7 protein-coding genes and 1 pseudogene are annotated in these 11,640 nt (G+C 72.3%); 2 read left to right on the top strand and 6 right to left on the bottom strand.

Annotated features, from left to right (window positions below; translation table 11 throughout):
• Window positions 1-28 precede the first annotated feature (28 nt).
• Complete coding sequence (rlmN, locus tag ABIC70_RS23705; RefSeq protein WP_043347814.1) at window positions 29-1,303, top strand: dual-specificity RNA methyltransferase RlmN; 1,275 nt, start codon at window positions 29-31, stop codon at window positions 1,301-1,303.
• A gap of 181 nt (window positions 1,304-1,484) precedes the next feature.
• Here the strand turns inward: rlmN and ABIC70_RS23700 are convergent, their stop codons facing one another.
• The 4 genes and pseudogenes from ABIC70_RS23700 to ABIC70_RS23685 form a co-directional block, all read right to left on the bottom strand.
• Window positions 1,485-2,609, bottom strand: a complete 1,125-nt coding sequence (locus tag ABIC70_RS23700; protein ID WP_274928997.1) for a mechanosensitive ion channel family protein — start codon at window positions 2,607-2,609, stop codon at window positions 1,485-1,487.
• 279 nt (window positions 2,610-2,888) lie between these two features.
• Window positions 2,889-8,177, bottom strand: a complete 5,289-nt coding sequence (locus ABIC70_RS23695) for an alpha-2-macroglobulin family protein (protein ID WP_354441405.1) — start codon at window positions 8,175-8,177, stop codon at window positions 2,889-2,891.
• A gap of 146 nt (window positions 8,178-8,323) precedes the next feature.
• A complete protein-coding gene (locus ABIC70_RS23690; protein ID WP_043347845.1) occupies window positions 8,324-8,623 on the bottom strand; it encodes an antibiotic biosynthesis monooxygenase family protein in 300 nt (99 codons plus the stop codon).
• A 17-nt stretch (window positions 8,624-8,640) separates the two neighbouring features.
• Window positions 8,641-9,042, bottom strand: a pseudogene (locus ABIC70_RS23685) (Kdo hydroxylase family protein); the annotation flags it as partial.
• Between the two features lie 277 nt (window positions 9,043-9,319).
• On the opposite strand from ABIC70_RS23685, the gene ABIC70_RS23680 reads away from it, so the two are divergent.
• A complete protein-coding gene (locus tag ABIC70_RS23680; RefSeq protein ID WP_043347847.1) occupies window positions 9,320-9,769 on the top strand; it encodes a DNA-directed RNA polymerase sigma-70 factor in 450 nt (149 codons plus the stop codon).
• Between the two features lie 188 nt (window positions 9,770-9,957).
• Here the strand turns inward: ABIC70_RS23680 and olsB are convergent, their stop codons facing one another.
• Together olsB and ABIC70_RS23670 are read right to left on the bottom strand one after the other, a co-directional pair.
• Window positions 9,958-10,956: a l-ornithine N(alpha)-acyltransferase gene (gene olsB, locus ABIC70_RS23675; RefSeq protein ID WP_179698982.1), complete on the bottom strand. Its 999-nt coding sequence runs from the start codon at window positions 10,954-10,956 to the stop codon at window positions 9,958-9,960.
• Window positions 10,957-11,106: 150 nt separating this feature from the next.
• Window positions 11,107-11,589 carry an Hsp20 family protein gene (locus ABIC70_RS23670; RefSeq protein WP_043347852.1) on the bottom strand — a complete coding sequence of 161 codons (483 nt, stop codon included), beginning with the start codon at window positions 11,587-11,589 and terminating at the stop codon, window positions 11,107-11,109.
• Window positions 11,590-11,640: the final 51 nt, after the last annotated feature.

Here is an 11,640-nt window from a genome sequence, read left to right as displayed (position 1 = left end):
TTCCAATCGTATGGATTGTTTGAACGCCATGGCGACGCCGTCGCTCGACAGCGCCCGCGCGGCCGATGCCGCGATCGAGAAGGCGCCGGATCTCCTCCCCGAGGCGCTGCCCGGCCGCCGCCCATCGCTGGTCGGCCTGACCCGCGACGCCCTCAAGGCGCAGCTCGTCGGCATGGGCGTGCCCGAGCGCGAGAGCCGGATGCGCGCCGGCCAGGTCTGGCACTGGGTCAATTTCCGCGGGGCGTCCGACTTCGCCGAGATGACCAATGTCGGCAAGGCCTTGAAGGCGCAGCTCGCCGAGCACTTCACCCTGGAGCGGCCCGAGGTGGCCAGCCGGCAGGTCTCCCGGGACGGCACCCGCAAATGGCTGCTCCGCATGGCGCCGACCAACCGGCAGGAGCACAATCGCGGCGCCGAGATCGAGTGCGTCTACATTCCCGGCCCGGACCGGGGCACGCTCTGCGTGTCCTCCCAGGTCGGCTGCACCCTGACCTGCTCGTTCTGCCACACCGGCACGCAGCGCCTCGTGCGCAACCTCTCGGCCGCCGAGATCGTGCAGCAGCTCGTCACCGCTCGGGACGAGCTCGGCGACTGGCCCGGCCAGATGCCGAGCCGCGACGCCGGCGGCTCCGGCGAGGTCGGCCGGCTCGTGACCAACATCGTGTTCATGGGCATGGGCGAGCCCCTCTACAATCTCGACGCCGTGGTGGACGCGGTGGGGGTGATGTCGGACCAGGAGGGGCTCGGCCTGTCCCGGCGGCGCATCACGGTCTCGACCTCGGGGGTCGTGCCGCAGATCCCGCGCCTCGGCGAGCAGGCCAACGCCATGCTGGCGATCTCGCTCCACGCCGTGCGCGACGACCTGCGCGACGAGCTGGTGCCGCTCAACCGGAAATACCCGATCGCCGAGCTGCTCGCCGCCTGCCGGGCCTATCCGGGCCTGAGCAACGCCCGCCGGATCACCTTCGAGTACGTGATGCTGAAGGGCGTCAACGATTCTGACGCGGACGCGCGGGAGCTGGTCCGCCTGCTCAAGGGCATCCCGGCCAAGATCAACCTGATCCCGTTCAACCCCTGGCCGGGCAGCCGCTACGAATGCTCCGACTGGGACCGGATCGAGCGCTTCTCCGAGATCGTGTTCAACGCCGGCTACGCCTCGCCGGTGCGCACGCCCCGGGGCCGGGACATCCTGGCGGCCTGCGGCCAGCTCAAGAGCGAGACCGAGAAGCTGCGCGCCCGCGCCCGGCTGATGCAGGAGGAGGGCATCGGCGTGGAGAGTTTTTACGCCGGCGCCGACGACTGAGCGACGGTCCATCGGAAGACATCCGACCCGCGCCCTCATCCTGAGGTGCGGCGAAGCCGCCTCGAAGGAGCCCTCCAGAAGCCGCTGCGATTCCTGGAGCCCTCCTTCGAGGCCTCCGTTGCGCTTCGGCACCTCAGGATGAGGGCGTGGCTGGGAATCCCGCAACACTGAACGCTGTGCCTCACGCCGCGAACCGCCGAGCCTCCGCCCGGCGCAGGGCCGGCTCCTCGGCGCCGACCCATTCCGTCCGGTGCCGCGGCAGGGCCTCCGGGTGCTCGGCCTGGAGCCACGTGATCATCGCCTCGCGGACCACGCAGCGCAGGTCCCAGGCCTGGGGCGCGTTGCGGGCGCTCACCAGCATCCGGATCTCGATCGTCGATTCCTTCGCGTCCGAGACCTGGAGGTTCACCACCTTGCCGTCCCACAGGGGCGTGGCCCTGGCGATCTCGGCGAGCTTCTCGCGCATCGCCGCGACGGGCGCCCGGTGGTCGACGTAGACGAACACGCTGCCGATCAGCGAGGCGCCGTCGCGGGTCCAGTTCTGAAACGGCTTCTGGATGAAGTAGGTCAGCGGCAGGACCAGCCGGCGCCAGTCCCAGAGGCGGACCACCACGTAGGTGGCGGTGATCTCCTCCACCCAGCCCCACTCGTTCTCGACGATGATCGCGTCCTCGATCCGGATCGGCTGGGTGATGGCGATCTGGATGCCGGCCACGAGGTTCGACAGGACCGGCTGCATGGCCAGCCCGAGGACGAGGCCCGCCGCGCCCGCCGAGGCCAACAGGCTGACCCCGTACTGGCGCACCGGCTCGAAGGTCATCAGCGCCACCGAGAGGGTGATCAGCGCCACCAGCGTCACGCCGGCCCGCTCCAGGATGCGCATCTGGGTGAAGTGCTTGCGCGCCAGCAGGTTGTCCTCGGCGTCGAGCTTGAACCGTCGGAGGTAGATGACAGTGGCGATGTGGAGCGCGGTGGCGCAGCACCAGCCGGTCAGCGTCACGAAGGCCACCAGCAGGATCTGGTTGAGGGCGATCCGCACCTCCCAGGACAGATGTACGGTAGTCGAGGCGAGGCTGATCGCCACCACGATCAGGCCGAGGCGGCTCGGCCCGCGGGTACGTGACACCAGCGAGCGCCAGAACAGGCTCTTGCCCGAGACCGCCCGCTTCATCGCCCGGTAGACGACCCCGTGCAGGGGCATCACCACGGCGCAGCAGGCGACGATGAGGATCAGGCTCTCGGCCCACCACGGCAGGTAGGCCAGCGCGCGGGCTGCGGAGCCGGCGAGCGCGTCGAGGTCCGGCATCGGGCATCGCTCCACGGGTTCCGAACGGGACCTGTGGGAATGGACGGGCGATTATGGGGGTTCCGCGACGCACCATGTGCCTGCCGCAACGCAGCGGCCCGGCCTGGCGGGTTGCGCCGTCGCGTCCGAGGCGGGTCCGGACGAGGGCTTCAGCACCGACGTCCTTGCGAGCGCAGCGAAGCCATCCAGGGCAGCGCCACGCGCACCGATGGCGCGCTGCCCCGGGTCGTTTCGCTGCGCTCGCGATGACCGGAGCGCAGTGCTCGAACGCCGCCCGCCCTACTTTACAGTTCCGACCGTCACGCTGCCCGAGGCGGTCCGGCCGAACCGGGCGGGCCGGTACATGTCCTCCACGGTGGCGCCCGGATGGACGTAGGTCCCGGGGGAGACCGCCCGCACCGTGTAGGCCACGATGAAGAAGGCCGACTGGCTCGGGTCACGGTCATAGGCGGCCACGAACCGGTCGTCTCGGAACTCGGTGTGGACCGGCTGCACGTCCGACTTGGCGAAGGCGAGCCCCTGGAGCGCGTCGGCGTCCAGCAGCTTCGGATTGTCGATCTCCAGCCCCGCCGGCAGCGGATCGACCAGCAGGAGCCGCGCCGCCTCCGCCTTGGCCTCCGTGACCTTGAGCACCACCACGAGCCGGTCGTTCTGGCGCAGGCCGCTCGCCGGGTCGACGGTGCTGCCGTCGAGGCGGCGGAAGCTGCGCTCGATCGTGTAGCCCTGCTGCGCCGCCGGCTCCGGTACCAGGGGGCTGCCGTTGACGGTCACGGCCACCTGCACAGGCGCGCGGCCGGTATTGGTGAGCTGAACGCCCCGGTCGGCCAGGGCCGCCTCCCGGTAGACCCGGGTCAGCATTCCGGTCTGCGGGGCGCCGTCCACGGTGAACGACAGGGCGCCCGCCTCGTTCGACAGGCTCTCGGCGGCGAGCACCATCCAGGCATTCTCCTGCGTGCTCGTCGAGCGCTCGGCCTGCTGCTCCTCGCCGAGCACGGAAGCGGCGGGGCCCAGCGCCCCCTGCGCCAGCCCGCTCTCGGCGGCGAGCGTGATCAGCCCGGCCCCGTCGCGCAGGCGGGAGCCGTAATCGGCGCGGTACAGGCCCTTGTCGCGGTCGGCGCGCAGCAGGGTGAGCGCCGAGTCCATCGTCTTGGCGGCCCGTCCGCGGTCGCCCAGGAGCGCCAGGGCGGCGGCGAGCTGCGCCCGCCCGAGGGCGGAGGAGAAGTCGCCGATCTTGGTGTCGGCGAGGTAGCGCAGGTCGCCCATCACCGGCCGGCCGTTCCGGGCAAGCACGTAGGCCGCGTAGGCGAGGTCGGCGCCGCCGTTGCGCACCTCGGTGGCGTTGGCCACGGCGTTGCGCAGGTAGTCCAACGCCTGGGCGAAGGCCTTCTGCGGCACCGCGAAGTTGCGCTCGCGGGCGCGGGTGAGGAAGTCGGTCACGTAGGCGTCGAGCCAGAGGTCGCTCGATCCCTGCGCCGACCAGAGGCCGAAATCGCCGCTCGAATCCTGGCGGGCGAGCAGGCGCTCGATCGATTCGCGCACCCGATCGTCGGCGCCGTTGTCGAGGGCGAGCTTCTCCAGGGCCGCGAGCTTGTTGACGTAGAGCAGCGGCATCGCCCGGCTCACCACCTGCTCGGAGCAGCCGTAGGGGTAGCGGTCGAGCGCCCGGAGCAGCGCCGCCACATCGACCCCCGGCAGAGCCGTGGCCGAGAGCGAAACGCTGCCGGTCCCCGGCTGCAGGTCGGCGAGGAGGTCCGATGTCAGCGTCAGCCCCGCCCCGGGGGCGAGGCTGCGCACCGAGCGGCGCAGCAGCGCGCCGGTCCCCGGCGAGATCCCCAGGGCGAAGCTCTGGTTCAGGGTGGACGGGAGCCCGGGCCCCGACAAGGCGAGGTCGAGGCGGGCCGTGCCCGGTCCTGCGGCCGTGAGCGGGATCGCGAACTGGCCCTTGGCGCCGGCCTCCAGCCGCAGCGTCTGGCGCAGCGCGCTGGCGCCGACCACGACCGGTCCGGTCGGGCTCAGGTCGACCGTGTACTCGCCCGCCTGCCCCTCGACATTGTCGAGGGCTACGAACAGGCGCGAGCGGTCGCCGGTGTCGAGGAAGCGCGGTAGCGTGGCGCTGAGCACGACCGGATCGCGGATGATCACGTCGGCCTGGGCCTGCCCGACCCGGTCGCCGCTCCAGGCGGTGACCATGACGCGGCCGGTGCCGTTGAAGGCCGGGATCGGGAAGGTGACGCTGGCCGCGCCGTCCGGCCCCACGGTCACGACGCCGGAATAGAGCGCCAGCGGCGCCTGGGTCGGCGGGGAATCGGCGAGCTCGCCGCCGCCCGCGTCGCCGCCGGAGCGGATCGCACCGGCCGAGCCCTGCATGCCGTCGATCAGGTAACCGTAGAGATCGCGGACCTCCGGCCCGAGCGCCTTCTGGCCGAGGAAGTACTGGGTCGGATCCGGCGCCGCGTAGCGGGTCAGGTTGAGGATGCCGACATCGACGAGGGCCACGGTGATCCGCGCCGGCGCGCCGGATTTCAGGCCCGTGAGCTGGACCGGCAGGGTCAGGTCCTGGCGCGGGCGCGCCCGCTCCGGCGCCTTCAGGGCGACCCCGAGGCTGCGCCGCTCCCGGTCCACCGAGAACCACGCCAGACCCAGCGCCCGGCCCGGAAGGCGCTTGGCCGCCTGGTCGAGGGGCCGGTAGGCGGTGGCCACCAGGTAGGCGCCGGCGCCCCACTCGGCCTTCACCGGGATGCTGACCGTGGTGCCGCCCTCCGGCACGCTGACCTCCAGGGTCTGGTGCACGCGGTCGCTGACGACCATCAGGCTGGCCTGACCCTTGAACGTCGGGCTGAGCTTGGCCCGCAGCGTGTCGCCGGCCGCGTAGGCGGCCTTGTCGAGGGTCAGGTCGAGGAGGTCGGGCGCCTCCGCGGTCTCGGAGCCGCCCCAGCCCACCTCGAAGCCGAGGCTCGCGGTCGCCTCCGGGGCACCCGCGGCCGAGACCTCCAGCCGATAGCGGCCGAGGCCGACCGGCGCCTCGATCCGGCTCGGACCGGCGGCCGTGAGGTCGACGGTGCCGCTGGCGATGCGCCGGGCGGACTTGACCGCCTCGAACGACCAGCGCCCGTCCGCCCGATACCACTGGTAGGAGGAATCGATCCGCGACAGGGTCCAGCTCACGCCCGGCCGGGCGAGGAGCGCCCCGTCGGGCCGCGCGAACACCACGTCGAAGCCCGCGACCCCGCCCTCCTTCAGGTCGGTGAAGCCCTTGCGCAGGGCGAGGACCGGGCCGGCCGGGAGGATCGGCAGGGTCAGGCTGCGCGACAGCGCCCGGCCGCCGGGCTCGCCGACCGCCAGCGTGATCTTCGCCTCCAGGGCGCGCGGGGCCGCGACCTGCGGCACCGGCACCGTGACGGTGGCACCGCCCTGCGCGTTCGTGGTGGCATGCTCCTGCAGTTCCTGCGTCACCGGCTCCACGGCCTCGTCGTCGAGACCGATGGCGTAGGCCTCGAGCCCCTTGATGCCGCTGGTGGCGGCCGCCTGCACGGTGACGCTGCCCGACACGTCGAGGTCCGCCCCCGGGGCGCCGTAGAGGTAGCGGGCGGCGACGTCGACCTGCGCGGCCTCGCCCCGGTTCAGGGCCGCCTGCCGGGCCTTGAGGGTCACCTCCAGCCGCTCGGGGACGTAATCCTCCACGAGGAAGCTGGTCTCGCCGATCGCGGGCGCCTTCGGGTCCGTGAAGGCCGAAACCCGCCACGTCCCGTGCATCGCCCCCGACAGGAGCGGCAGCGGCAGGGCGCGGCCGCCGAGCCCCTGGTCGGGCACCGAGACGCGCCGGTACTCGACGCCGTCCGGCCGCTTGACCACCAGGGTCAGCGGCAGGTCCGGCACGGCGGCGCCGCGGGGATCGCGCAGCAGGGCGGTGAGCTGGACGGTCTCGCCCGTGCGGTAGACCCCGCGCTCCGGGAACAGGTAGGCGTCGAGGCCGCCGGTCTCGGGCCGCCCCTTCACGCCGCGGTCGGTGAGGTCGAAGGCGCCGAGGTTGAGGTCGAGGAAGCCGTAATCGCCGCCGGCCTGCGCCACCACGAGGCTCGGCGCCAGGCCGCCCTCCCCGCGGGCGAGACCCGGATCGAAGGCGACATGCCCCTGCGAATCCGTGGTCCGCGTGCCCAGCACCTCGTTGTTGCGGGCGATCAGCCGGATCTCGGCGCCCGCCATCACCTGCGCGGAGGCCAGCGAGCGCAGGACCACGGTGACCCCGTCCCGGCCCTTGGTGGCGGTGAGTCCCAGGTCGGAGACCACGAACCACTGGGTCGCCTGCGTATCGTATTCCTCGTCGGAGGCGGCCGAGCCCGAGGGGCGGGCCAGCATCACGTAGAGGCCGGGCTCCAGCTTGCCCACGGCCTGCAGCACCGGGAAGGCGGTGACGGCCTCCTGATTGATCTCGGCTTTGGCGGTGTCGAGGGTGCCCTTCCAGACGCGCTGGCCCTTCTCGGAGGCGATCGTCCGGGCGGTGGAGCCGCTGAGCTGGCCCAGGAAGTCCTCCGACCGCAGGGTCGGCAGCAGGCTGCGGTCGCCGATGCGCAGCACCTCGACGTCGAGCTTCGGCGCGTTCACCGAGACGAGGGGCACGCCCGCCTGCCCGGTCCGGGGCAGGACGTAGTTGCGCCCGGTGAAGCGCACCTGCGGGGCGCGGTCGCGGACGTAGATCTCGTAATCGGCGGCCTTGAGCAGGCTCTCGCCGACGGCCGACGGCAGGCCGGGGCGGACCACGATGGCGTAGCGGCCGCCGTGCTTGAGCCCGTCGACGCAGACCTGGGAGCCCTCCCCGGTCACCGCGGCCGCGCTGCTGCCCGAGACGGCGACGAAGGGGGCGTAGTCGGTCTTGGGCTTGATCGCCTCCGAGAAGGTGAAGCAGGCCCGCGGGGCGGCCGCGTCGGAATCGACCTTGTAGTCGAGGATGCGGAAGCCGTGCTGCGCCCGCAGGGTCTCGTAGGTCTCCCGGACCGGACCGGTCTCGGCCAGGGCGAGGCTCGCCGCGTAGGCGTCCAGCGCCGGGCGCCAGGATTCCTGCTCGGCCTCTGCCGCCCCCAGGGCCGCCAGCGACGCCGCGGCGTCGGCGGCCGTGCCGGCGCGCTCGTAGGCGCGGTAAGCGGCGGCCGTCACCCGACCGCGCAGGCGCGACCGGCCCTGATAGTCGTTGTCCTCGAGCGCGCCCAGGGCCGCCGCGGCCCCGCGCGCATAGGCCTGCCAGTTGCGCGCGTCGGCCGGGTCGGCCGCCACCGCGGCGGCGAGAGGCGCCAGCGCTTCGTCCGGCTTGTCGGCGGTGAGCAGGGCCAGCCCGGCGGCGCGGGACTGGCCGGCCGGCCGCAGCGGTCCGCCGGCTTCCGCCTTCAGCGCGGTTTCAAGGCGGACCGCCGCGCTGGCGAGGTCGGCCCGGACGAAGCTCTTCGCGAACGACGCCGATGCGGCCGACACCGGCCGTGCGGTCGTGCGGGCCGCCGGCGCGGTCTGGGCAAGGGCCAGCCCCGCGATCCATCCGAGGAGCGCCAGGGCACCCGCGAGCTGTCCGAGCCGCGCCATCAGCCTGTTCCCCAGCCTGGTTCCCGCCTGCCGCGCCCCCGATGATTCGCTTCGGGTTCGCTCATGCGGGAGCCTAGCACCGGAGGCGCGCGCCGCAACGCGTCGCCCCTCTGGCGGGCGCCGTCCGGGGCGCAGCGCGGCGGCGCTCAGAACGCCTTCAGAACCTGCTCGGTATGCTCGACGGCCACCGGTCCGGCGAAGCAGTGGGAGACCAGGGCGCGATACTCCTGCCAGGGCTGCGAGCCGGTGAAGTCCTTGGTGTGGGCCTCCAGCGTGTCCCAGTGGATCAGCAGCCGGTAGCGCTGCGGATGCTCGACGGAGCGCCGCACCTCGAAGGCCCGGCAGCCCTTGGCCGCCTTGAAGATCGCCGAGGCTTCGGTGATGCCTGCCTCGAACTCGGCCTCCATGCCGGGCTTGATCTCGATCTGCGCGATCTCGAGGATCATGGTCTGATGTCCTTGTCTCAGGTGCGGAGGACGCGGCCGAGCTTGGCCGCCAGGAAGCGATGCGGGCTTGAAGAGGGGTCGGCCTGCGCCGAGACCGGCAGATAGACGGTCTGCTCCAGCATGGAACGGCCGCCCATGGCCCCGTGCATCACGAGGTCCGAGAAAGTGCCCCAGGTCTCGCCGGGTTGGAAGTCCACGTCGGCCTGGGGCGACTCGGCCTAAGAGGTCTCGTCCCGCTTCAGTGCGTCGTGCAGGTGCGGCATCAGGTGGTCGTATCCCGGGCGCTTGGCCTTGGTGACGCGCAGGGCCGCGAGCAGCCGCGCCTTGAGCGGCGCGTAGCCCGGCAGCCGCGGCATAAACCCCTCCGCCATCGACCTGAAATCCTCGCCGATCCGCCAGCGGCGCGGCTCGCCCGTCGCCCCGCCTCCAGCGCCCGGACGAGGAAGCCGGGCGCCTCGCCGGAGGCGATCCTGCGGATCGGGGTGATCATCGTCGGCGGACTGACGGCCGTCCTGGTCTCCGGCCCCTGGCGCCGAGCCGCCGGGGGAGGCCAGGGCCGCGCATTTCCGGTGGATGACACCCGCCGTCCACCGACACGGCGCGACCCCCCTCGCCCCTCGGCTTGCGCAACCGCTTCGTTCCCGGCACGTTCCCCCGCGAGTAACCGGCCCGAGAGCCCGGCGGAGGTTGGCGCCGATGGCGACGTTGAAGGAATTCGAAGAGGCCCTGCGCGAGCACGGCATGAACATGGCGTTGGCGCTTCTGGAGCGCCTGCGCGAGCGCGACCGCGCGACCCGCACGGTGAAGCCCGCCCGGCGCCTGACGGGTCAGAAGATGACCCCGGAGCTCGCCCGGGCGATCCTCGACCTGCACGCCACGACCGGCATGACCCAGCAGGAGATCGCCTTCAAGGTCGGGGTCAACCAGGGCCGCGTGAACGAGGTGATCAAGCGCGGCAAGTGGCTGACCGACGATCCCACGGCCCCGGAGGCCGTGGCCCGCGACAAGGCGGTCGCCCGGATGCGCGGCGACCCGAAGCCCAAGAAGCCGCCCGTTGCCCGCGCCGCCTCCGCACGGGCCAAGGAGCGTAAGGCCGCGCCGCCGAAGGCGCGCAACCAGGGTCAGCTGGCGCTGGGGGATCTGTAGGGACGGGGCCGAAGGGTTCGTTGCTCCCGACAGGTCCTCTCATCCTGAGGTGACCGCGAAGCGGGCCCGAAGGCGGGCTCCAGGGATCGCGCGGCTGGCTGGACGTCTCCTTCGAGGCGGCCGCTGCGCGCCCGCACCTCAGGATGAGGAGGGATGGCTGGATGACGGCCTCGGGCCGCGCCGGCCCCTCACCCGGCCGGCGCGAAATGGCCCCGGTAGCGCGCGCCGATCACCTCCACCGGCAGCGTCACGAACACGTCCGTCGTGCCGAACTGGTGGTCGATCACCGCGCCGTCGCCGAAGGTCGCGCCGAGGCGCAAGTAGCCCTTGATCAGCGGCGGCAGGGCGTGAAGCGCGGCCTTCGTGTCCACGGTCTCCTTCGGCATCCGGTCCATCGCCACGGCACGCTTCGGCAGCGCCCGGGCCCGCCAGCCCTCCGGCGCGCGGGCATGGTGGTGCAGGAAGGCGAGCGGCAGGGCCAGCCGGTCCGGATCGGTGCCCTCCAGGCTGGCGCAGCCGATCAGCGCGTCGATCTTGTGGTGCAGGACGTAGGCGTAGATCCCCTGCCAGAGCAGCTCGACAGTGCGCTTGCTCCGGTACGGCTTGAGCACGCAGGAACGGCCGAGTTCCAGGAGCCGCCGATGCCCCTGGGCGGCCAGCAGCGGTGCGAGGTCGTACTCGCTCTCGGAATAGAAGCCGGTATGCCGCTCGGCCACCGCGCCGCGCAGCAACCGGTAGGTGCCGACGACCTTCGGACGCGGCTCGACGAAGGGCTTCTTCCGCTTCGGGGCGGCATGGTCGAGGACGAGGAGGTGATCGCAGACCGCGTCGTAGCTGTCGACGTCGCGCCGGGACAGGGCGGCAAGCCCGGAGGGCACCGCCGACATCTCCTCGTAGAAGACCTTGTAGCGCAGCCGCTGCGCCCGCCGGATCTCGGATTTTCGCGTCGCCAGCCGCACCTCCAGGCTGCCGATGCGGCCGAGGCTGCGCCCCTCGAAGGGCTCCGGCAGGCGGATCGCCCGCTCGGCCGAAAGGAGATCGGCGATTCCGTTCGCCCCCTCGACGCCCGGGAGCGGCATCGACCGGCGGCGCAGCTTCGCGATCGGCGCGCCGACTCCCCATTGCACGCCCTTGTGCCAGCCGGCTCCGAGCGCGCTGTAGGCTCCGCGGGCGAGATTGGCGACCATGGTCGGGTTCACTCCGGGTGCGCGTCCGTGCACCGTCGAATCCGACACAGAGCACGAAGGGCACACGCCATTATGACAGCCCACGCAAGAAAGCGCCCCGGCCGGGGCCGGGGCGCTCCATCAACCTGACGGTTCCGCGCGGGCGCGGGATCAGGCGGCCTGCGGGACCGCGTCCTTGCGGACATCGCCCTCGATCACCGGGGCGCTCGGGCGCGCCGCCGTGGCGATCTCGATGCGGCGGGGCTTCTTCGCCTCCGGAACCTCGCGGACGAGGTCGATGTGGAGGAGGCCGTTCTCGAGCGCCGCACCCGTCACCTGGACGTGGTCGGCGAGCTGGAACCGGCGCTCGAAGGCGCGGGCCGCGATGCCCTGGTGCAGGAACTCCGCCTTGCCCTCGGCCTTGCGCTCGCCCTTCAGCGTGAGGGCGTTCTCCCGCACCTCGATCGACAGGTCGGACTCGGTGAAGCCGGCGACCGCGACGGTGATGCGGTAGGCGTTCTCGCCAGTCCGCTCGATGTTGTAGGGCGGATAGGTCGGGGCCGCCTCGGCGCTCGCGAACTGGTCGAGGGCGGAGAACAGGCGGTCGAAGCCGACGGTGGAACGGTACAGGGGAGCGAGATCGAACTGACGCATGACATATCCTCGTGTGAGCAACATGCAATTCCGGTCCGCCCGATGGGCCGG

The sequence above is a fragment of the Methylobacterium sp. 1973 genome (assembly GCF_040545035.1).
In the GTDB taxonomy this organism is placed as follows: domain Bacteria; phylum Pseudomonadota; class Alphaproteobacteria; order Rhizobiales; family Beijerinckiaceae; genus Methylobacterium; species Methylobacterium fujisawaense.
The sequence above is the reverse complement of the archived record's forward strand: the minus strand, read 5'-3'. Positions and strand labels throughout refer to the sequence as shown.